The organism is Flavobacterium filum DSM 17961 (genome assembly GCF_000425465.1).
Classification (GTDB): Bacteria; Bacteroidota; Bacteroidia; order Flavobacteriales; family Flavobacteriaceae; genus Flavobacterium; species Flavobacterium filum.
On the sequence record NZ_AUDM01000010.1, the window covers coordinates 1 to 22040 of the forward strand.

General features: G+C 35.0%; 18 protein-coding genes and 1 pseudogene. 9 read left to right on the forward strand and 10 right to left on the reverse strand.

The features are described 5' to 3' along the window. The 3 genes from H601_RS15425 to H601_RS0107035 all read left to right on the forward strand — a co-directional run. Positions 1–1164: T9SS type B sorting domain-containing protein (locus H601_RS15425; RefSeq protein ID WP_035655694.1), on the forward strand; the 1164-nt coding region annotated here is incomplete at its 5' end. A 52-nt stretch (positions 1165–1216) separates the two neighbouring features. Further along, complete coding sequence (locus tag H601_RS0107030; protein WP_026710846.1) at positions 1217–2134, forward strand: PorP/SprF family type IX secretion system membrane protein; 918 nt, start codon at positions 1217–1219, stop codon at positions 2132–2134. Between the two features lie 14 nt (positions 2135–2148). After that, a complete protein-coding gene (locus H601_RS0107035; protein ID WP_026710847.1) occupies positions 2149–4089 on the forward strand; it encodes an OmpA family protein in 1941 nt (646 codons plus the stop codon). A gap of 256 nt (positions 4090–4345) precedes the next feature. Here H601_RS0107035 and H601_RS0107040 read toward each other — a convergent pair whose 3' ends face one another. Next, complete coding sequence (locus H601_RS0107040; protein WP_026710848.1) at positions 4346–5980, reverse strand: ABC-F family ATP-binding cassette domain-containing protein; 1635 nt, start codon at positions 5978–5980, stop codon at positions 4346–4348. A gap of 117 nt (positions 5981–6097) precedes the next feature. Between H601_RS0107040 and H601_RS0107045 the strand changes: the two genes are divergently transcribed. Next, a complete protein-coding gene (locus H601_RS0107045; RefSeq protein WP_245571624.1) occupies positions 6098–7471 on the forward strand; it encodes an MFS transporter in 1374 nt (457 codons plus the stop codon). 56 nt (positions 7472–7527) lie between these two features. Here the strand turns inward: H601_RS0107045 and H601_RS0107050 are convergent, their stop codons facing one another. The 6 genes and pseudogenes from H601_RS0107050 to H601_RS0107075 form a co-directional block, all read right to left on the reverse strand. Continuing rightward, entirely contained in the window at positions 7528–7746 is a 219-nt protein-coding gene (locus H601_RS0107050; RefSeq protein WP_026710850.1) for a putative signal transducing protein, read from the reverse strand. 40 nt (positions 7747–7786) lie between these two features. Further along, the gene (locus H601_RS0107055; RefSeq protein WP_026710851.1) at positions 7787–8398 is read right to left on the reverse strand and encodes a DEAD/DEAH box helicase; all 612 of its coding nucleotides are present in this window, start codon (positions 8396–8398) and stop codon (positions 7787–7789) included. Positions 8399–8475: 77 nt separating this feature from the next. Beyond that, positions 8476–9639 (reverse strand): sigma-54-dependent transcriptional regulator, encoded by a 1164-nt coding sequence (locus H601_RS0107060; RefSeq protein ID WP_026710852.1) that lies wholly within the window; start codon positions 9637–9639, stop codon positions 8476–8478. Between the two features lie 863 nt (positions 9640–10502). After that, positions 10503–11963 (reverse strand): annotated as a pseudogene (locus tag H601_RS16805) (potassium/proton antiporter); the annotation flags it as partial. A gap of 8 nt (positions 11964–11971) precedes the next feature. Beyond that, entirely contained in the window at positions 11972–13279 is a 1308-nt protein-coding gene (locus tag H601_RS0107070) for an ABC transporter permease (RefSeq protein ID WP_026710853.1), read from the reverse strand. Then, positions 13279–14202, reverse strand: coding sequence for an ABC transporter ATP-binding protein (locus tag H601_RS0107075; protein WP_026710854.1), 924 nt, complete (start codon positions 14200–14202; stop codon positions 13279–13281). Before H601_RS0107075 ends, H601_RS0107070 begins: the two co-directional genes overlap by 1 nt. Positions 14203–14564: 362 nt before the next feature. On the opposite strand from H601_RS0107075, the gene H601_RS0107080 reads away from it, so the two are divergent. The 4 genes from H601_RS0107080 to H601_RS16895 all read left to right on the forward strand — a co-directional run bounded on the left by H601_RS0107080 (position 14565) and on the right by H601_RS16895 (position 18294). Beyond that, positions 14565–15446: a restriction endonuclease gene (locus H601_RS0107080; RefSeq protein WP_026710855.1), complete on the forward strand. Its 882-nt coding sequence runs from the start codon at positions 14565–14567 to the stop codon at positions 15444–15446. Between the two features lie 257 nt (positions 15447–15703). Then, positions 15704–16519 (forward strand): GIY-YIG nuclease family protein, encoded by an 816-nt coding sequence (locus H601_RS0107085; protein WP_026710856.1) that lies wholly within the window; start codon positions 15704–15706, stop codon positions 16517–16519. 125 nt (positions 16520–16644) lie between these two features. Next, positions 16645–16959 carry a hypothetical protein gene (locus H601_RS0107090; protein ID WP_026710857.1) on the forward strand — a complete coding sequence of 105 codons (315 nt, stop codon included), beginning with the start codon at positions 16645–16647 and terminating at the stop codon, positions 16957–16959. 63 nt (positions 16960–17022) lie between these two features. Continuing rightward, positions 17023–18294, forward strand: a complete 1272-nt coding sequence (locus H601_RS16895; protein ID WP_051220691.1) for a T9SS type A sorting domain-containing protein — start codon at positions 17023–17025, stop codon at positions 18292–18294. Positions 18295–18464: 170 nt separating this feature from the next. On the opposite strand, the gene dnaJ is transcribed toward H601_RS16895, so the two are convergent. Together dnaJ and H601_RS0107105 are read right to left on the reverse strand one after the other, a co-directional pair. Then, a complete protein-coding gene (gene dnaJ, locus H601_RS0107100) occupies positions 18465–19586 on the reverse strand; it encodes a molecular chaperone DnaJ (RefSeq protein ID WP_026710858.1) in 1122 nt (373 codons plus the stop codon). A gap of 57 nt (positions 19587–19643) precedes the next feature. Then, a complete protein-coding gene (locus H601_RS0107105) occupies positions 19644–20204 on the reverse strand; it encodes a nucleotide exchange factor GrpE (protein ID WP_421815449.1) in 561 nt (186 codons plus the stop codon). Positions 20205–20385: 181 nt separating this feature from the next. On the opposite strand from H601_RS0107105, the gene H601_RS0107110 reads away from it, so the two are divergent. Next, positions 20386–21045, forward strand: coding sequence for a YceI family protein (locus tag H601_RS0107110; protein WP_026710860.1), 660 nt, complete (start codon positions 20386–20388; stop codon positions 21043–21045). 45 nt (positions 21046–21090) lie between these two features. Here H601_RS0107110 and H601_RS0107115 read toward each other — a convergent pair whose 3' ends face one another. Further along, positions 21091–21996 carry a TIGR01777 family oxidoreductase gene (locus H601_RS0107115; RefSeq protein ID WP_026710861.1) on the reverse strand — a complete coding sequence of 302 codons (906 nt, stop codon included), beginning with the start codon at positions 21994–21996 and terminating at the stop codon, positions 21091–21093. Positions 21997–22040 lie beyond the last annotated feature (44 nt).

Genomic DNA, 22040 nt, shown 5'->3' on the forward strand with positions numbered 1-22040 from the left:
ACAACAACTTGTGCGTGGGAGGTAACTGGTGAAATTCCAACTGAACCAACTCTAGCTTGTTATGAGTCAGCATCTTTTAATACAACTACTTGTTCATGGGATGTATTTGGAGAGCAAAACGAGGCACCAATTCTTGTGAATTTGGTACAACCAACATGTAATGATGCTAATGGAAGCTTTACGATTTCGAACTATAACTCAAATTATGTTTACGAAGTTACACCATCTAATGGAGTAAATATCAATGGTGCTAACATTACAGCTCCAAGTGGAACATACACCGTAGTAGCATTCGAAAATGGTTGTCCTTCAATGACTTCATTGAGTGTAGTGATTGATAATCAACCGTCAGTTATAGATGCACCAATATCATCTGGTAATATTGATGAGTGTTCATTGAATCCAATTCAAACAATTACAGCTTCTGTAAGTGTACCGGATGGTGTAACAGTAGTTTGGTATGATATTAATGGTAATGTTGTTACTGATCCTTCCTTAAGTGAAATTGGATCTGTGACTTACTTTGCAGAAGCCGTTGTAGGAAGTTGTGTTAGTTCTACAAGAACAGCAGTAACCTTATCAATTACCGATTCTGTAACTAGATTTAATCGTTATGTTGCTTGTAATAATGAAGATGATGTAACAGTTTTAGTTGATCTTAACTCTGTTGCGGGAGTAACTGGGGGTAGTTGGGTTAATCAAAATGGTGATTCAGTTTCGTCTATCTTTAATCCATTCCAAGTAGCTGTTGGTAATTATATCTTCAAATATGAATTCCTAGATGGTGATTGTTTAAAAACTATGGAAGTAACAGTTGAAGTTGATGACGATTGTGATGTATTACCATGTAGTGCAGTAAATATCTATAATGCTATGTCTCCAAATGGAGATGGCTTTAATGAATTTTTCAATATTGAAAACATTGAAAATACTGAATGTTATCCAAGCAATTCAGTTGAAATCTATAACCGTTGGGGCGTGTTAGTGTATGATGTTCAGAACTATGATAATAGTTCAAAAGCATTCCGTGGAGTTTCAGAAGGTAGAGCGACCGTTAATAAGTCTGCTGAATTACCAACAGGAACCTATTTCTATATCATTCAATATACAACAATCACAGGTGATGTTGTAAATAAATCAGGATATTTGTACCTAACAAGATAAAATTAAACTCCTGAGGGAGTAAAATCCCTCAGGTTTCTAAAAAAGAAACTAAATGAGAACAAAATTTTTATTTTTCGCTTTACTGTTAACAGGTTTTGCAGGAATTGCTCAGCAAGATGCTCAGTATACGCAATATATGTATAACACAATCAATGTCAATCCGGCTTACGCTGGATCGAGAGGAGCCATGAGTATTTTCGGCCTACATAGAACACAATGGGTAGGATTAGATGGAGCTCCCGTAACGAACGCTGTTTCTGTTAATACTCCAATTAATGAGAGTAAATTAGGTTTAGGAGTTTCATTTGTAAACGACAGAATTGGTCCAACAAATGAAAATACTATTTCAGCTGATGTTTCCTATACAGTGCCTACATCAGAAACTTTCAAACTTTCTTTTGGAGTTAAGGGTACTTTAAATATATTTAATTTAGATATCAATAAATTAAATATTGACCCAAATCAAACTGCAGATCCTCAATTACAGAATTTTAGTAACACCCTAACTCCAAATTTTGGTGCAGGAGTATATTTTCATTCTGATAAAACTTATTTTGGATTATCTGTACCTAACTTTTTTGAAACCACCCGTTACAATGACAACTCGGTTTCAGTGAATGCCGAAAGAATGAACTTTTATTTTATTGCCGGTCATGTTTTTGATTTAAGCTATAATGTAAAATTTAAACCAGCTTTAATGACTAAAGCTACAGAAGGTGCACCTCTGCAAATTGATGTTTCTGGTAACTTCTTAATCAATGAAAAATTTGTGTTAGGAGCGGCTTGGAGATGGGATGCTGCTGTAAGTGGTATGGCCGGATTCCAAGTATCTGATAGTGTCTTCATAGGATATGGCTATGACTTAGAGACGACACGTTTAAGAAATTATAATTCAGGATCGCACGAAATTTTCCTTAGATTTGAATTATTCAAACGTCACAACAAAATTGTTTCACCTAGATTCTTCTAATAAAGCATTACGTCATGAAAATAAATTTTTTATACATTACACTGTTTAGTTTACTCACTTTTAATGCTTCTGCTCAGAAAGCCGGTGTTAAAAAAGGAGATAAAAACTATGACAAATTCGCTTATATAGAGGCAATCAAAACCTATGAGCGAATAGCCGAAAAAGGATTCAAAAATCCTGAAATGCTTCAAAAAATTGCTAACGGATATTATTACAATGCCGAATTAGTAAAAGCTGAAAAATGGTATGGTGAACTTTTTGCCATGACCGAAGAAGTTGAAGCCGAATATTATTTCCGTTATGCACAATCATTAAAATCAGTTGGTAATTATACCAAAGCGGATGAAATGATGGCAAAATTCAACCAAAAAAGCGGCAATGATTTACGAGGTCTTTTAGCAAAAGAGAAAAAAGATTATAGAGAAATCATTAAGAAAAATTCAGGTCGCTATAAATTAGAAGATGCTGGAGTTAACTCTCAATATTCTGATTATGGACCTGCGTTTTATCTTGATAAAGTAGTTTTTACTTCTACTAGAGACACCGGTAATTTTTCTAAAAGAAAACACTCGTGGACTGATCAATATTTCTCGAATTTCTATTCCGCTGATTTGAATCAGGAAGGTGCCTTATCAAATACCGATCGTTATGGTAAGAAACTGAATTCTAAATTCCATGAGTCCACTCCGGCTTTTACAAAAGATGGAAAAACGGTATATTTTACGCGTAACAACTTCTTAGATGGTAAAAAAGGTAAAGATGCCAATAAAGTGACTTTACTGAAAATTTACAAAGCTACTTTAGTGGATGATAAATGGACAAATATCAAAGAATTACCTTTTAACAGTGATAGCTATCAAGTTGCACATCCAACATTAAGTGCTGACGAAAAAACATTATTCTTTGCATCAGATATGCCCGGAACTAAAGGTTTATCAGACATTTTTAAAGTGGATATTTTAGGTGATGACTCTTATGGAACTCCCGTAAATTTAACTGAATTAAACACAGAAGGAAGAGAAACTTTCCCATTTGTGACGAGTGATAATGAATTATACTTTGCTTCAGATGGTCACCCAGGTTTAGGAGGATTGGATATTTTTATTTCTAAATTAGAAAAAGACGGTTCCTACAAACAAGTACACAACGTTGGTGAACCAGCCAATAGTCCGTTTGATGATTTTGCCTTAATCATTAATAAAGCAAATAAAAGAGGTTTCTTAACTTCTAATCGTCCGAATGGAGTCGGAAATGATGATATCTATAAATTCTTAGAAACAAAAGAAATAGAATTTAATTGTGAGCAAGTTCTTGTAGGTATAGTTACTGATGCTGAAACAGGTGAAATCTTACCAAACACAAAACTGACTTTATTTGATGAAAAATTCAATAAGTTAAAAGAAATTATGTCCGGACCTGATGGTCGTTATGATTTTGGCGAAGTGGAATGTGAGAAAAAACATTATGTTAGAGCAGAAAGAGAATCCTATAACACCAAAGAAGTTCCGGTTATTATTGGAAAAGAAAGTGGTTCTACTGAACTTCCAATTGAGTTAGAAACTTCTGTGAAGAAAATTCCAATTGGTGGAGATTTAGCTGATATTTTTGGAATCAATTTGATTTACTTTGATTTAGACAAATGGAACATTCGTCCGGATGCTGCAATTGATATTGCTAAAATCTTAGATGTAATGATGCAATATCCAACCATGAAAGTTGATATTCGTTCACATACTGATTGTAGAGCTTCTCACCGTTATAATGAACAATTATCGGATCGTAGAGCAAAATCTACTCGTGATTGGTTGATTAAAAACGGTATCGCTCCAGAACGCTTAACGGCTAAAGGTTATGGTGAAACTCAATTGATTAATAAATGTGCGGATGGTGTAGAATGTACTGAAGCTGAACATCAATTAAACAGAAGAAGTCAATTCATCATTACAGACCTGTAAATACTTGTTAATTATATAAAGGTGTTAAAACCGAAAACATCCCGCTAGAAATAGTGGGATGTTTTTTTATAAATCATATTACCGATTTGCGTAAGGGATGGAAGTGAAAAGCCCGCAGGATGCTAGTTTGTGTTTTTGCGGGTTGTGCCGGCGACCAACGGAAGCCGAGCACAACCCGACAAAAACCAACTAGCAGACGAGGACTTGTAACGTACAGCCCGACCCACCGGGTTACGCCTAAATTAAAAAACTTTGCTTATTTTTCAATCTCACGAAGATTTTCCATTTTTTTCATGGCTAAGAATCCTTTTATATCTTCAAAATGCTCTTTTACACGTTTGTTTCCAAATTCAAATACTTTGGTAGCCAATCCATCCAAAAAATCTCGGTCGTGAGAAACCAATATTAATGTACCGTCAAAATCTCTCAAAGCCTCCTTAATAATGTCCTTAGTTTTCATATCTAAATGATTGGAAGGCTCATCCAATATCAATAAATTAACCGGTTCCAATAACAACTTAATCATGGCCAATCGAGTTTTTTCTCCACCGGATAGCACTTTCACTTTTTTGGTAATATCATCGCCTTGGAACATGAAAGCTCCTAAAATATTTTTGATTTGCGTACGAATATCTCCCACTGCAATGGTATCTATCGTTTCAAAAATAGTCATATTCTCATCCAACAACGAGGCTTGATTTTGAGCAAAATAGCCAATTTGAGCATTATGCCCAATTTCAACACTTCCACCGTTGATTTCGATTTCTTTCATGATGGCTTTAATCATGGTTGATTTTCCTTCTCCATTTTTACCCACAAAAGCGACCTTCTCCCCTCTTTCAATGACAATATTGGCATCTTTGAAAATGACTTTATCGCCATAACTTTTATGTAAATCTTTCACTACAACCGGATATTGCCCAGATCGTACAGAAGGCGGAAATTTCAAACGCAAGGCCGAATTGTCTATTTCGTCAATTTCTACCGGAACCAATTTTTCCAACATCTTTACACGTGATTGCACTTGTAATGTTTTGGAATAGGTTCCTTTGAATCGTTCAATAAATTCCATGTTTTCTGCAATCATTTTTTGTTGTTCATCGTAAGCTTTTTGCTGATGAATTCGTCTGTCTTTTCGCAATTCAAGGTAATGAGTATATTTAGCTTTGTAATCGTAAATACGACCCATAGTCACTTCAATAGTTCGATTAGTAATATTATCCACAAAAGCTCTATCGTGTGAAATCACAATTACCGCCTTAGCCGAATTTATCAAAAACTCCTCCAACCATTGAATACTTTCAATATCCATATGATTGGTAGGCTCATCCAATAAAATCAAATCCGGCTTTTTCAATAATATTTTTGCCAATTCAATTCGCATTCGCCACCCTCCAGAAAATTCAGAAGTAGGTCGAGTAAAATCTTCTCTTTCAAAACCTAAACCTTTCAACACTTTTTCAACCTCAGCTTCATAATTGACTTCTTCAATAGAATAAAATTTCTCACTCAATTCTGAAACGCGTTCGATTAATTTCATGTAATCGTCACTTTCATAATCAGTTCTAATGGTTAGTTGCTCATTAATTTGATCAATTTCAGCTTTCATATCAAAAACCTCAGCAAATGCTTTTGAGGCTTCTTCCATTACGGTTGCATCATCTTTGGTTAACAAATGTTGTGGCAAATAAGCAATTACGGCTTCTTTAGGTGCCGATATATTCCCGGTAGAAGGTTTATTAGCTCCAGCAATAATTTTTAAAAGCGTAGATTTTCCGGCTCCGTTTTTACCCATTAAGGCAATCTTATCATTTTCATTGATAGCAAAAGAAACATCGCTGAACAAAGTAGTTCCGCCAAACTGAACGGAGATATCGTTTACTGTAATCATTTTAGATGGTTGGATTTTTCGTTCCGATAATTATCGGAATCGATTATTAGATATAATGAATATTTCAATTTTTAAAGGTGCAAAGATAATCGAATTGTGTAATCATCTGATTTGAAAATGATAATTCATAAGACAATTATTTTGGAAATTGATAAAATGTATTTACAATTATTGAATAATAAACAATTCATTCGCAAATCCGTTCAAAATCAAAAGCTAACACTTTATTTTTATTTAATTTTGTGGTCAGAACCATTCCAAACTTTCATGCCTTTACTTGATTACAGCTTTCTTGGAAAAATTATCCCGAAACAAAAACACAAAAAAACCTATCGCAAAGCGAAACAATCGTATTTGAATAGAATTCGTTTAGCCATGAGTTTCTTTTATTTTGGAATGGGATTTTGTTTTGCTTCATGGGCCAGCAGAATTCCGGATATTAAAGCTACATTACAACTAAGCGAAGGCGAATTGGGAACTTTGCTTTTTGCTCTTCCAATCGGACAACTTTTTGCAATGCCGTTTTCAGGAAAAGTGGTTACGCGTTTCGGAAGTCGGAAAGTTTTACTTATATCCTTGCCTTTTTATGCCTTTTGTTTAACCAATATTGGCTTGGTTTCACAAGCTTGGCAATTGGCTCTGGCTTTGTTTTTATTTGGAATTGGTAGTCAATTTTGCAACATTTCAATGAATACACAAGGGGTTTACACCGAACAAATATTCAAAAAACCGATCATGGGTTCTTTTCACGGTTCTTGGAGTTTGGCAGGATTTTGTGGAGCTCTAATTGGTTTAGGCATGATGGCACTTGAACTTACACCTCATCAGCACTTTATACTAATTTTTCTTTTGGTAGGATTATTAATTCTGGTTAATTATCGTCAATTGGTAAAAGTAAAATCGGTTACAAAAGAAATCTCGGGACCCAAGTTGACGTTTAAAATGCCGGATAAAAATCTAATTTGGTTAGGTATAATTGGTTTTTGTTGTATGGCCAGCGAAGGGATTATGTTTGATTGGAGCGGTGTTTACTTCAAAGATATCGTCAAAGCACCGGGAGCACTTGTTATTTTGGGCTATACTTCTTTTATGATTACTATGGCTTCTGGTAGATTTTTAAGTGACATTTTGGTACGAAAATTTGGAGCCAGAAATATATTGATTGTAAGCGGAATTACTATCTCAACCGGATTGTATACGGCCGTTGCATTTCCCTTATTGATTCCTTCTATGTTAGCATTTATGCTGGTAGGTTTTGGTGTTTCCAATGTAATTCCAATCATTTATAGTACAACCGGAAGAAGTACAACCATCCCAACAGGAGAAGCCTTAACGATAGTTACCGGTATAAGTTTTGTTGGATTTTTACTCGGACCACCGGTTATTGGACATATTGCAGAATTAACCAGTTTGCGGCATTCGTTTGGATTTATTGGGGTATTTGGGGTGTTTATTTCGGTTTTGGCTTATTACTTAAAGGTATTTAAGTAAAATATTTAATTTTTAAACCTGACAGGTTTTGAAAACCTTTCAGGTCTAAAGTACTACTAAATACTCATCCTAAATTGCTCTATCACCGGAGCTACTTCAGCATAATATCGTTCATCAACAAACAATTCCACCGCCAAATCCAAGTTGCCAAAACCACCTAATCGTGCCGATTGGATATTGTCTTTTTGAAGTACTTCTACTCCAACTTCTTCTATTTTTTCTTTTAATACGGAAGCCATTATTTCACTTCCGGAGAATATTTTCATCATGCCCATTTTAAATAAGGTTTAGGGTTAAAGGTAATTGGTAAAGGGTTTACTCTGCTTCGAAGAAAACAGGTTCTATCATGATTTTATCCGCCAAAATTTCTACGCGTTCGGTTATGGTAGAACAAAAGAAAAGACGTTGCGTTTTTTCAACACTTAAGGAAAGTCTTAGAATAATGGCATCCATTCGGTTTCGAAACAAAACGTCAGCATCATCTACGACAAACATTTTAATGGTATTCATATTGAAACCTGCTGATGAAAACATATCGTTAATTTTGGTTGGCGTGCCAATCAACACATCCATTCCTAGGGAAATTTGGTTTTTATCGTAATCAATATCGCCTTTTTCATGTGCACCAATCACTCGCAAATCGTTATAATTTCCTAGCTTTTGAAATAGTTCAACCACTTCCATCACTTTTTCTTTGGTTTCCACAATAATCAATGCTCGTGTGCTTTCACCAACCGGTTTTTCCAGTCGCTGAATAACATTCAAAACTATAGTTGTTGATTTTCCGCTTCCGTTTGGTGATTGGATTACCGCATCTGCTCCACTCTTCAAAGTAGAAAAGGTTTCCGATTGTATTTCATTGGCCTCCGTTAAACCATTTTCTATTAAGGCTTTTTGAAGGTATGGGTTTATTTTTTTTAGTTGCATATTTTATTTTAGTGATTAGTGATTAGTGAATAGTAATTAGTGGCTTATCACTAATTACTATTCACTAATCACTCTTTCTATTTACTCGCAAAAAGCTTCACATCATTCTCTGAAATTTCATTTCCGCCAAGAATAATCAAGCGTTCTACCACGTTGCGAAGTTCGCGAATATTTCCGGTCCAATCGTATTCTTGTAATAATTTAATTGCAGCAATAGAAAATTGTTTGGCTACATTGCCTTGTTCTTCAGCTATTTTGTTAGCAAAATGCTCAATTAACAGCGGAATATCATCTCGTCTATCATTCAAAGCCGGCACTTTTATCAAAATCACCGCCAAACGATGATACAAATCTTCGCGAAAACGTCCTTCGGCAATTTCTTTTTTCAAGTCTTTATTGGTAGCTGCAATCACACGAACATTCACTTTGATGTCCTTATCCGCTCCAACTCGTTGTACCAAATTTTCTTGTAAAGCACGCAATACTTTCGCTTGTGCAGCCAAACTCATGTCACCAATTTCATCCAAAAAAATCGTTCCGCCATCAGCCGCTTCAAATTTTCCGGCACGGTCTTTTACCGCTGATGTAAAGGCTCCTTTTACATGACCAAACAATTCACTTTCAATTAATTCTGATGGAATAGCGGCACAATTTACTTCAATAATCGGAAAAGCCGAACGTTCGCTTTTTTCGTGTAATTGATGAGCTACCAACTCTTTTCCAGTACCGTTGGGTCCGGTTATAAGCACTCGAGCTTCTGTAGGAGCCACTTTTTCAATCATTTCTTTGATATGGTTAATCGGTTCCGATTGACCAATCATTTCATAATTTTTGCTGACTTTCTTTTTGAGAATTTTATTTTCAACCACCAATTGTTTTCGGTCTAACGCATTGCGTACCGTATTCAACAATCGATTCAAATCGGGTGGTTTTGAGATGTAATCAAAGGCTCCCAATCGCATGGTATTGACAGCCGTTTCCAAATCGCCATGACCGGAAATCATCACCATCGGAATTTCGGGTTTTACTTTTTTTACCGCTTCCAACACTTCTACCCCATCCATTTTAGGCATTTTGATGTCACAAAGCACTAAATCGTAGTCTTCATTTTTAATTTTTTCTACTCCGGAAAGTCCATCTTCCGCTTCTTCAACTTGATACGTATCGCTTTCCTCCGAAAGAATTTTAGTTAATACTCTTCGGATGGCTGCTTCGTCTTCTATGATTAATATTTTGGGCATATTGTATTAATTTAATCTAATATTGTTATTTCGTTATGCGGTAAAATAATCATGGCAAATTTTCCTTCATAAACAAATTCATTGGTGAAAAAGTTTCTAAACATTTTGTCAGAAATATTTCTTGCTCCTTTTTGAATTACCAACATTTTATTCATGCTGGTTTCTGAACATTCGATCATATCCTTCAAAGCTTCTTTGCTTTCTACAACTCTGTAAATAACTTCAAATTCAATTTCTTTTTGATGATGAATTTTTTCTAAAATATCTCTTGAAAAAAGTTCATTTTCTTTATTATTTGAAATGGTAAAAACGATGACTTTTTCTAATTTTGGAAAAAATGCAATGGTTCTATTCAAGGCATCAAAATTAAAACTTTGTGGGTTATTAATCCCAACATAAAATTCATCTATCTCAACCGTAGATTTATGATAAGGAATGGCAAATGTTGTTGCATTAATATTATCTGTAATTTGAGTTGCTATGCTTCCAATCAAATGTTTTTTGATATAATTTGTTCCTTTTAATCCCACAAATACATAATCATCATAAACTGAATTTTTCAGCTCTTCATACATTTTTATAATTTTTTCTTCGGAAACAAAAAAATCAACTTCAATTGATTCAAAATCTTCTTTGGCAATTTCTTTTAACTTTAACAAAGCTTCACTTCTGGCTTTTCTAACTGCAATTTTACGCTCAGAGCTATCAATAATAGTTGGCAGAAAATTACTGGATTGATGAACTAAACAAAATTTAACGTCTTGGTTTTGAGCAATTGTTAATGCATTTTGAATCAATAAATGACTTAATTCAGTTGTTTCAACAAAAATAATAAATCGCTTTTTGAGGGGAATTTCGTTACGCTTTAGACTTTCTGTAATGATGTCAATACTTTCTTTTTTATCGGAAAGTACAATTAATTTATCTCCGGATTCTAAAATTGTGGAACCGCTTGGTGTGATGTATTTTTCATTTCGCTTAATCATCGTTACCAAAGCATTTTTTGGGAAACCTAGATTAACTATTTTCTTCCCGACACCATAATCAGACTCAACGATGTTTATTTCACCAATATGAGACTTTGGATTTTCGTCAAAAAAGATTTCTAATGGGCCTTTTAATTTTACTTTTTCCGGTAAAGAAACATGAAGCCAATTAGCAATTACAGTCAAGGTTGTGCCTTGAATAAGAATAGAAGTCAACGTTATAAAAAATACGATATTGAATATCATATCTGCTTTTTCAATTCCAGCAAGTAACGGATAAGTGGCAAACACAATTGGGACCGCACCTCTCAAACCTACCCAGGAAACATATAGTTTTTTTCTGTTTTTGAGTTTAAATGGAATCAAACTTAAAAACACACTAATAGGTCTGGCTACCAAAATCATAAAAGCAGAAATCAACAAGCCAATTCCAATTACCGGAACGATATGTGACGGAAAAACCAATAAGCCTAACGTCAGGAATAATACAATTTGCATTAACCAAGCCAATCCATCAAACATTTTCAGGATGGTTCTTTTGTGAATGATGTCTTGATTTCCCAAATAAACTGCACATAAATAAATGGCTAAAAAACCGTTTCCGCCAACAAAATCGGTGGCAGAAAAAGTGATAAACATTAAAGCAATCACCAAAACCGGATACAATCCTTCAAAATCTAATTTGATTTGGTTAATGATGTATTTACTCAACTTTCCAAAAAGTAAACCGGCACCCGCACCAATAATCATTTGTTGTAAAAACAACGGAACAATTGACCAAACATTTTGATCTTGCTCCTGATTGACCACTAATCCCAAGAAAGCAATCGTTAAGACATATGCCATGGGATCATTACTACCGCTTTCCAACTCAAGTGTTGGACGTAAATTAGATTTCAATGCCAAACTCTTCGACCTTAGTATGGAAAATACGGCAGCGGCATCAGTTGAGGAAACAATTGAACCCAATAATAACGATTCATAAATGGTAAAATCAGTAACATAATAAACAAAAACACCTACAGAAATTGCTGTGATAAAAACACCAATAGTAGATAAAGCAATTCCTTGCCATAAAATGGGCTTGATAGAACTCCAACTCGTATCTAAACCTCCTGAAAACAAGATAAAATTCAAGGATACAATCCCGATAAATTGTGCCAACTTCGGATCATCGAAATGAATACCTCCTGGCCCTTCAGAACCGGCTAACATTCCAATAGCCAAGAACAATACTAATGTTGGAACCCCAAACTTATAGGATGTTTTTCCAGCAATAATACTGATTAACAGCAGAATTGAACCAATTAATAAAATATTTTCAATACTTAAATTCATCCGTTATTTTAATACTTCATCCATTTATACAATTCTTTCCATGTTGGTTTTTTTCCATACATCAAAATTCCGACACGGTAAATTTTGGCGGCAAACCAAACCACTAAAAAGAAGGTAGCATACAAGGAAATCATCGACAAAACCAATTGCCACCACGGTACACCAAACGGGATTCGCATCAACATTACAATCGGTGACGTAAGCGGAAAAATTGAAAACACCGTTGCAACCGTTCCGTGCGGATCATTTAACACCGTAAAAAATCCAATGTAAACACCTAAAATCAAAGGCAAAATAATCGGTAACAAAAACTGTTGTGAATCCGTTTCATTGTCCACTGCGGCACCAATAGCGGCATAAAAGGAACTGTACAAAAAGAATCCGCCAATAAAATAAATCACAAAAGAAAACAACAACGTAAACAAAGGCAATTGTTTAAACTCATTGATATATAATGGCAATTTTTCAACAAAACCACTCGGGTTAGCTTGTGCAACCGCCTCAGCTGAAACCGCAGAACCTGCTCCCATTTGCATGCCAAAAACGGTAGAAAAAATGAAAAATAAAATCAATCCCAACACTGTCCAAATTAAGAATTGTAAAATTCCCGCCAACGAATTTCCAATGATTTTACCCATCATCAATTGAAACGGTTTTACGGAGGAAATAATAATTTCAATGATTCGATTTGTTTTTTCTTCAATCACACTTCGCATGACGAAATTGCCGTAAATCACAATAAACATCATGATTAAATAACCGAAAATCCCTCCTAAAAACAATTTGATTTCATTCAACCCTTTTACGGTTTCCTCGCCCGATGCTTTTTTCAACACAATACTCACATCCGCTTTCGCTAAATTAATACGTGCGGTATCAATGGCTAATTTTTCATAATTGTAGTCGGTAATTTTATTAGCAATGATATCTTCTACATCCAAAATATAATCCATCGACGGACTATCATTCGAAATAAACTGCACTTGATTTTGCACCGTCGATAAACTATCCGTTTTCGGGATGTAAATCAATCCTTCATAACTTTCACCCAGTACACTGTCTTTCACCAATTGCAAATCGATTTTAGACAAATCATAGTAGGCATATTCTTCGTCGTTGACAAATTCTTTCACAAAATTGCCGCCTTCATCGTGAATGGCAATGCGTTTTAAATCGGCTTTCATCGAAGCCAAAAACCCAACAAAAACAGCGATTCCCACAAACAATAGCGGACTCAAAAACGTCATCACTATAAACGATTTATTGCGAACCTTGGCAATAAATTCTCTCTTGATTATTAAGCTTAAAATACTCATTAGTTTTGACTTACTGTTTTAATAAAAATTTCATTGGCCGTTGGAATTTTCTCCACAAAATGCGTCACTTGTCCGCGTTGCGTTAATATACTCAACAATTCATTCGGGTTGGCAGTACCTAAACCGATTTCTAATTTCAAATCGTCATTGAGCGATTTAAAATCAGCCGGATTCACCGTGAAATTTTGTGTCAAATCATACATTAATCCCTCAACGTTGGCTGTTAAAATGCCCACTTCAAAATGGTGTGTTCTAAACTCGCGTTTCACATCGGTCAATTTGCCTTCAATCAATTTATTGGATTTGTGAATCAGGGCGATATGGTCACACAATTCTTCCACACTTTCCATTCGATGCGTCGAAAAAATAATGGTAGAACCTTGCTTTTTCAACTCCAGAATTTCGTCTTTAATGATGTTCGCATTCACCGGATCAAACCCTGAAAACGGCTCATCAAAAATCAGCAATTTGGGTTTGTGCAAAACCGTGACCACAAACTGCACTTTTTGTGCCATTCCTTTGGAAAGTTCTTCAATTTTCTTGTTCCACCAACCTTGAATTCCGAGTTTTTCAAACCAAAAATCCAATTGTTTTTTGGCTTCCTGTTTCGATAAACCTTTTAATTGAGCGAGATACAAACACTGTTCGCCCACTTTCATGGATTTATACAAACCGCGTTCTTCGGGCAAGTAACCGATATGTTGAATGTGATGCGGTTGTAATTTTTCGCCATCCAAAAACACTTCGCCACTATCGGGCATGGTAATTTGATTAATGATTCTAATTAAAGACGTTTTTCCGGCACCATTCGGACCCAAAAGTCCATAAATACTTCCCTTTGGAACCGAAAGCGAAACGTTGTTTAAGGCCGTATAATCGCCATATTTTTTCACTACATTCCTAACTTCTAAGATGTTGCTCATACTCTTTTTTGCGTTTGGGTAAATATAGGAAATAACAGCCAAAACCGAAATAGAACCCCGTAAATAAAGTAAATTTTTTTATGTGGGCGTGACCCCGTTGTAGGAAACTCAAGTACAAAAAAAAGAGTGGTGAGCAACGGGGTCGGGCTTTCCGCTACAAGTCCTCGTTTCGCCTCCGCATGCTCCGGCTACATTCCGGGCTTTCCGCTGCAATCCCTCACGTGGGTGAAGTGCTGGGGAAAATATTTAATTAAAATAAACGATTAAAAATAACTTATTAAAGAATTATTATATTAGCAAAAATTAAAAATTCAAGACTAGAAACATAAATTCTTAAATTTTGTTAGATCAAATATATTGAAATGATAACAAAAAAAAACAAACAATCTACTTTTCCTAATTGGATGGGCCCATTACTCGATGCATTGAGACAACTTGGTGGTTCAGGTAGACCAAAAGAAGTAACGGCACAAATTGCTAAAAACCTAAATATTTCAGACGAAATATTAGAAGAGACCACAAAAACTGGAATACCAAAATTTTACAACCAAGTTGCATGGGCAAGACAGTATTTAGTTTGGGAAGGACTTTTAGACGCATCAAGTAAAGGAATTTGGATACTTACAACTAAGGGTTTTGAGACCTCTTTAACCGAAAAGCAAGGGAGGGAAATATTTCTAAAATGGGTTGAAATAAATCAAAAAGCGAGAAAAGCAAAATCAGAATCTGAAATAATCAAAGAACAAGAAGAAGATGAACCAGATAATATTGAACATACATTAAAACCTAATTTACTGAAAGTTCTTCAAGATGTTACACCAAAAGGTTTCGAGGATATTTGTAAAAGATTATTACGTGAGCATGGATTTGAAAATGTACAAGTCACTGGAGGTTCACATGATGGAGGAATTGATGGCTATGGGACATTAGAATTAAATCCTTTTGTAAGCATTAAAGTCCTTTTTCAGTGCAAAAGATACAAAGGTACAGTTTCAAGAGCTCAAGTTGGTGATTTTAGAAATGCAATGATTGGAAGAGCTGAAAAAGGAATTATTTTAACTACAGGAACTTTTTCGGAAGATGCTAAAAGAGAAGCCTCTAGAGATGGTGCTCCTCCAATTGAGTTAATTGATGCCACAAAACTTATTGAATTGTTTGAGAAAGTTGAACTTGGCTTAAAACCTAAAATTGTGTATGAAGTAGATTTAAATTTTTTTGAACCATATTTTGAAAAAATAAAATAGAATCATTACAATTATTAAAACAAATACATATAATGAAAAAAGACACACGTATTCAATTTTATTAATAATTCTTTTTTTCCCAGCTAGTGCAAGCGTCACGCTCGTACCCACAATCAAAATCAATCTTTGAAAAATAGATAATTAAAAAAAAGAGTGTACGAGCGTGACGCTCGCATTAGCTGGTAATTTAGAAAAACCTTTTTGATAAATAAAAATAAAGCTTAAAACTCTTGTTACAATAAGAAAAAAAATCAAAAATGAATATAATTAAGCTAAATGACATTTTAAAATTAGATAATCTGAATAACACAAAAATCAGATTTAATTTAATGTTTGGAGGAAATTGGAACCCAATTGAAATGTTTAAAAACAACGAAATGGACATTATTCTTGGTGGAAATTATTGGAATTATGACAAGAAAAAGTCTTATAAAAATGGACAAATAACAGTCGGATTTATTCGCATAAAAAGTAATGAAAACCTTTGGCTTTTATTTCATATCGGCAGAATAACGAAAGATTTAAATATCCAAAACGGAGTTGGTTACGAATATGAAACGCTAAAGGAATATGAAAAATATTTTGGTCGTCTAGTAATACGGTTTAACAACAAATCTCAGAATATGGTGCGAAATGCAACTTCAGTAATCAACGATTGCGAAATTGCTCAAATTTTACCAGACGTTTTTGATAATGATATTTTTCCTGGTTATGATAAAGTGAATATATCTTGGAATGAACTTTCACGAGTAATTACAAAAGACACTTGGAAAACTGCATTGCAAAACCAAAAAGGAGTTTATTTAATCACCGATAATTCAAATGGAAAAATGTATGTTGGTTCTGCTTATGGAGATGAAATGATTTTAAACCGTTGGAAATCCTATGTGCAAATTGGAAATGGCGGAAATAAAGAACTTAAAAAATTGGAATTTGACCACATAAAAGAAAACTTCAGATTTTCGATTTTGGATATTTTCAAATCAACAACTGATAGCGAAATAATAATTGAACGAGAAAGTTGGTGGAAAGAAACTTTATTAAGCCGTAAATTTGGATACAATGTTAACTGAAAATTAGATAGTACTATACAAAACACACAATATAAACTATGGCTTGGTCAGTCCCAGCTAGTGCGAGCGTCACCCCGATAACCCTGCTATCCGAAGTCTCCTAACTTCGGGGTAAAAAAAAGAATATGAAAAAAACTATTCATTATATAATCACAATCCTTCTTTTTTCACTTGTTAGTTGCAAAAATTACTACAATGAAACGATTGATTGGGCAGATAGTATAATAATCGAAACGGATATAGAAATGGTAAAAAAGTCACAACCTGATTTTGTCGAAATTGATTGGCTAAATCCTCTAATTATTGATGGTCAAGAATATTACGAAATTGAAATCAAAAACAATCGAGATACCCTCAATATGCAAAACTTTCTAGTTTTTGAAAATAAAAATATAAAGGAAGAGAAGCAAAGAAATAATCTGCTTCGCATTGATTTTTAATCAACAAATTATTTCAACCCATTTTTTTGTACCTTCCGCCTTGTAAATGATTATCCATTGAATATGAAGATAAAATTACACTTAGTTGGGTTGAGTTTTTTAGGTTGTTTTTCCGTTGTGTGCGGACAAAACAGTACGAAACGCACCTTATTTTTGGGAAACAGTTATACCGCTACCAATAATTTACCACAAATGATTGACAATGTCGCCAACTCCACCGGCGATGATTTGATATATGACAGCTACACGCCGGGCGGTTACACATTTATGGGACACAGCACCAATGCTACTTCGCTCAACAAAATAGCTCAAGGTACTTGGGATTTTGTGGTCCTGCAAGAACAAAGCCAACTCCCTTCTTTTCCCGATTCGCAAGTTCAAAACCAAGTATATCCGTATGCTCAACAGTTAAATAATCTCATCAACCAACAAAACCCCTGTGCGGAAACCGTTTTTTACATGACTTGGGGAAGAAAAAACGGTGATGCGTCCAATTGTGCCAATTGGCCACCGGTTTGCACCTACACCGGCATGGATGATTTATTGAATGAACGCTACCGCTTTATGGCGGAACAAAACGATGCGATTCTTTCTCCGGTAGGTGCCGTTTGGCGATACATTAGAGAAAATTATCCAAGTATCGAATTGTACTCAGCAGATGGAAGTCACCCTTCTGTAGCCGGAACCTATGCGGCTGCGTGTAGTTTTTATGCCACTTTATTCCGAAAAAATCCTGAGCAAATTACCTTTACTGCCGGACTTACCAATGAAGTAGCCACAGCTATTCGATCGGCTGCTAAAGTGATTGTTTTTGACCAATTGTTAGAATGGCAAATTGGTGAATATGACCCGATGGCAAATTTTGTGATTGAAGAATTGGGTGACGGACAATTTTCGCTAACCAACACCTCAGAAAATGCGACTTCCTATCTCTGGAATTTTGGGGATGGAACGACTTCTACAGAGGCAAATCCTTCGCATACTTATACCGCTACGGGAGAATTTACCATTGAATTAACAGTAGAATCATGTGGAAAAACGGCTACTTATGCTCAAACAGTTATAGTGACTACTTTATCTTTAGGAGAAGTAAATCATCCCAAAAAAGCAATACAAATTTACCCGAATCCGACACATGATTTCATAACGATTGAATCTCCTGATGAATACATTGGAAAATCCTTCTATTTAATTGATATCACGGGAAGAATGGTTATGAATGCAAACCTCAACGCACTAAAAACATTTCATGATCTTTCCCATTTAACGGATGGCGTTTACTTTTTGAAAGTTAATGACAGCTCTAATTCTACAGTTAAAATTGTGAAAAAATAAATGCATACTGCTTTTACAATGTCTTAAACTAACATCGTGGATTTCAATCTTCGTGGTAATTCAAAAACAAAAAAAAACCCACCCTTATTTGCACAAGGATGGGAAAAATTGCTATGAAAAAGAATCTACTAGTTTCCTAGTAAAGTTCAAATGTAAAAATATTTTTCAAATTATGAAAACATATCCTTAACTTTTTCAAAAAAAGATTTATCTGTTTTTTCAGGATGCGGAATAAAGTTTTCATCTGTCAGCATTTTCTCAAAAAACTGACGCTGTTCGCGGTTTAACGTCTTGGGTGTCCAAACATTAATATGCACCAACAAGTCGCCATTGCCATACGAATTTAAACTTGGAATCCCTTTTCCTTTTAATCGTAAAATTTTTCCAGATTGGATTCCTTCTTCCAATTTAATGCGAACTTTTCCACCCACGGCTTCTATTTCTTTGGAAACACCTAAAGCGGCTTCCGCGACACTGATATATAAGTCATAATGAAGGTTTTCCCCTTCTCGTTTTAAAAATTCGTGTTCAATTTCTTCAATCGCTACTATCAAATCACCCGGAACTCCGTTGCCCGGTGCATCATTTCCTTTTCCGGAAACTTTTAATTGCATGTCGTTTACTACGCCTGCCGGAATTTTAATCGAAACGGTTTCATCCTCCAAAATCATTCCTTGAGCATCGGCATTCGCTGGTTTAGATCTGATGGATTGTCCGGCACCACCACAAGTTGGACACGTAGTTGCCGTTTGCATTCTACCTAAAATAGTGTTTGTCACACGCAACACCTGGCCGGAACCGTTACACGTTCCACACGTTTTATACGATACACCCGGAGCTTGAATTTTACGTTTTACTTTAACTTTCTTTTCAACACCGTTGGCTATTTCTTCCAACGTCAATTTCACTTTGATGCGGAGATTACTTCCTTTCATACGACGTTGACCGCCACCGCCAAATCCGCCACCAAATCCACCGAAACCTCCACCAAAAGCACTTCCGAAAATATCACCAAATTGACTGAAAATATCATCCATGTTCATGCCACCACCGCCAAATCCGCCATTGCCTTCAAATGCAGCATGACCATATTGGTCATAACGGGCTTTTTTATCGGGGTCGCTTAATACTTCGTAGGCTTCAGCTGCTTTTTTAAAATTTTCTTCTGCTTCTTTGTTGCCCGGATTCTTATCAGGGTGAAATTCAATCGCCTTTTTGCGATAGGCTTTTTTGATTTCCTCAGCAGAAGCACCTTTTGAAATGCCTAATATTTCGTAATAATCTTTTTTCATTTTCTAGAATTCGAAATTTATATTTTTTTATCAGTAAGAACAAGTTGCTACTTGTTTTTACTGACCAATTACCACCTTTGGAAATCGGATAATTTTATCGCCTAACTTATATCCTTTTTCCACTACATCTACAATTTTACCTTTCAAATCGTCAGACGGAGCCGGAATTTGGGTAATGGCTTCAGCAAAATCTGCATTAAAATCGTCACCTGCTTTGATTTCAACCTGTTCAAGTCCTTTGGATACTAAAGTTGATTTCAATTTATCATGAATCAACTCTACTCCTTTTAATAATACTTGTTCTTCAGTAGTGTCATTTTTTGAAATTTGAACCAATGCACGATCAAAATCATCCAAAACAGGTAACATCGCTTGTAAAACTTCTTGATTGGCAGTTTTAAATAAATCGATTCGTTCTTTTGCAGTTCGTTTTTTGAAATTTTCAAATTCGGCAAAAAGGCGTAAAAATTTATCTTTTTCTTTGGCTAACTCTTCTTCTAATTTTTCTTCTTTGGTCATTTCTACCGGAGGAATCTCGGTGTTTTCTTGGTTTTGCTCTACTGAAACCTCATTTTCAATGATTTCCTTTTCACTATTTTCTGTATGCTCTTGGTTCATATTTTTAAAAAATTTTTTAAACATTGCTTTGTTTTCATTGGATTGCAAAAGTACTGCCAATTATTTAAAAATGTCAAATTGTCAGCAAAATTTGTCGCAATACTTCTTTCATTTTAATATTTTTTTAAGAGTATGCAACCTATAGCTTTTCTACTTTTGTTGAAACTTTAAACATAAAACTATGAAAAAAATCATTTTAAGCTTGGTGGTTGTAACCACTTTATCGTTAACTTCTTGTAAAAAAGAAGCAGAATCAACAGAACCGGTTGAAACAGCAGCAGAAGCTTCGGCAGACGCCAACACCTTCAAAGTAGATGCTACAAAATCATCTATTGAATGGGTTGGAACCAAACCAGCCGGAAAACACAATGGTACCATTTCGTTATCGGCCGGAGAACTTTCGTTGAACAACGGAAAAGTGGAAAGCGGTAAATTCACCATCGATATGAACAGTATCACTGTTTTAGACTTAAAAGCCGGTGACGGAAAAGAAGATTTAGAAGGTCACTTAAAAGGTTTAGGGAAAGAAGAAGACGCTGACCATTTTTTCAATACAAAAAAATTCCCGGAAGGTACATTTGAAATCACTTCTGTAGAAACGGTTGACGCAAAAACCACTGTAAACGGTAATTTAACTTTAAAAGGAATTACTAAACCGGTTTCTTTTCCGGCATCTATTGCTGTTGATGGCAACAACTTGACACTAAGCAGCGAGTCGTTTAAAATTAACCGTACACTTTGGGGTGTAAACTATGCTTCAAAATCGATTTTTGACAACTTAAAAGATAAATTTGTAGATGACGAAATCGAATTAAAAGTTACGGTAACTGCTACAAAATAATTTTTAAAATACATAATAAGAACTCCTCCTAAAAGAGGAGTTTTTTTATGTTAATAAGTCTTCAAGAGCTTTATCTACTGTTGAATATTGAAATTGAAAACCGGCTTGTTGTATTTTTTGAGCACTTACTTTTTGGCTGGAAAATAATAATTCATGCATCTCGCCTAGAATCATTCGCATCGCAAATCGAGGAATGTTTGGCATAAAAAGTGGTTTTTTGACCGCTTTTGCAATGGATTTGGTGAGTTCTGTATTATTAACCGGATGTGGAGCAACGGCATTGTAAACACCTTCCAATTGGTTTTGAGAAGCAAAAGCAAAAATTGCCGCCAAATCAGTAACATGAATCCAAGATTGCATTTGTTTTCCGGTGCCAAATGGAGAACCAAAACCTACTTTTACGGGTTTCACCATTTCTAGAAGTGCTCCACCTTTATTAGACAAAACCAAACCAATTCTAATTTTACAAACCTTGATGTTTAAGCGTTTAAAAACATCAATACTTTCTTCCCATTTAAAAACAACTTGTCCTAAAAAACTATTGTCAACTGCTTTTTCATCTTCAGTATAAAAAGCTGTCAAACTATCCGGATAAATTCCAATTGCGGAAGCGGAGACAATTTGCTTGATTTGATTCGGATGATTTTTAACAGCATTAAAAAGCAATCGAGTACTCAAGACTCTACTTTCGATAATCTCTTGTTTATAAGCAGCTGTCCATCGTTTAGAAACGGTAGCTCCCGCCAAATGAATAATTGTATCAACTCCCTCCAGACAACTTTCATCAATGGTTGCATTTTTCAAATTCCAATAAAATCCTTTGGCTTTTGTACCGGAAATAATTTTACTTTTTGATGTAGAGAGATAGTGAATTTCAATGCCATTTTTTTCTAACAATGTCATTAATTCATTCCCTACCAATCCGGTAGCTCCGGTAATTAAAACTCTCATTTATTTGTTTTTATACAAAGTTATGTGAATCTAACCAAAACTAA

What these genes read in the sequence shown, in the direction of transcription:
- H601_RS0107075 (WP_026710854.1), bottom strand. Translation starts at nt 14,202, where the DNA reads ATGAGCAACATCTTAGAAGTTAGGAATGTAGTGAAAAAATATGGCGAT.
- H601_RS0107045 (WP_245571624.1), top strand. Translation starts at nt 6,098, where the DNA reads ATGATAATTCATAAGACAATTATTTTGGAAATTGATAAAATGTATTTA.
- H601_RS0107090 (WP_026710857.1), top strand. Translation starts at nt 16,645, where the DNA reads ATGAAAAAAACTATTCATTATATAATCACAATCCTTCTTTTTTCACTT.
- H601_RS0107105 (WP_421815449.1), bottom strand. Translation starts at nt 20,204, where the DNA reads ATGAACCAAGAGCATACAGAAAATAGTGAAAAGGAAATCATTGAAAAT.
- H601_RS0107080 (WP_026710855.1), top strand. Translation starts at nt 14,565, where the DNA reads ATGATAACAAAAAAAAACAAACAATCTACTTTTCCTAATTGGATGGGC.
- H601_RS0107030 (WP_026710846.1), top strand. Translation starts at nt 1,217, where the DNA reads ATGAGAACAAAATTTTTATTTTTCGCTTTACTGTTAACAGGTTTTGCA.
- H601_RS0107115 (WP_026710861.1), bottom strand. Translation starts at nt 21,996, where the DNA reads ATGAGAGTTTTAATTACCGGAGCTACCGGATTGGTAGGGAATGAATTA.
- H601_RS16895 (WP_051220691.1), top strand. Translation starts at nt 17,023, where the DNA reads ATGAAGATAAAATTACACTTAGTTGGGTTGAGTTTTTTAGGTTGTTTT.
- H601_RS0107055 (WP_026710851.1), bottom strand. Translation starts at nt 8,398, where the DNA reads ATGCAACTAAAAAAAATAAACCCATACCTTCAAAAAGCCTTAATAGAA.
- H601_RS0107085 (WP_026710856.1), top strand. Translation starts at nt 15,704, where the DNA reads ATGAATATAATTAAGCTAAATGACATTTTAAAATTAGATAATCTGAAT.
- H601_RS0107040 (WP_026710848.1), bottom strand. Translation starts at nt 5,980, where the DNA reads ATGATTACAGTAAACGATATCTCCGTTCAGTTTGGCGGAACTACTTTG.
- H601_RS0107060 (WP_026710852.1), bottom strand. Translation starts at nt 9,639, where the DNA reads ATGCCCAAAATATTAATCATAGAAGACGAAGCAGCCATCCGAAGAGTA.
- dnaJ (WP_026710858.1), bottom strand. Translation starts at nt 19,586, where the DNA reads ATGAAAAAAGATTATTACGAAATATTAGGCATTTCAAAAGGTGCTTCT.
- H601_RS0107110 (WP_026710860.1), top strand. Translation starts at nt 20,386, where the DNA reads ATGAAAAAAATCATTTTAAGCTTGGTGGTTGTAACCACTTTATCGTTA.
- H601_RS0107070 (WP_026710853.1), bottom strand. Translation starts at nt 13,279, where the DNA reads ATGAGTATTTTAAGCTTAATAATCAAGAGAGAATTTATTGCCAAGGTT.
- H601_RS0107035 (WP_026710847.1), top strand. Translation starts at nt 2,149, where the DNA reads ATGAAAATAAATTTTTTATACATTACACTGTTTAGTTTACTCACTTTT.
- H601_RS0107050 (WP_026710850.1), bottom strand. Translation starts at nt 7,746, where the DNA reads ATGGGCATGATGAAAATATTCTCCGGAAGTGAAATAATGGCTTCCGTA.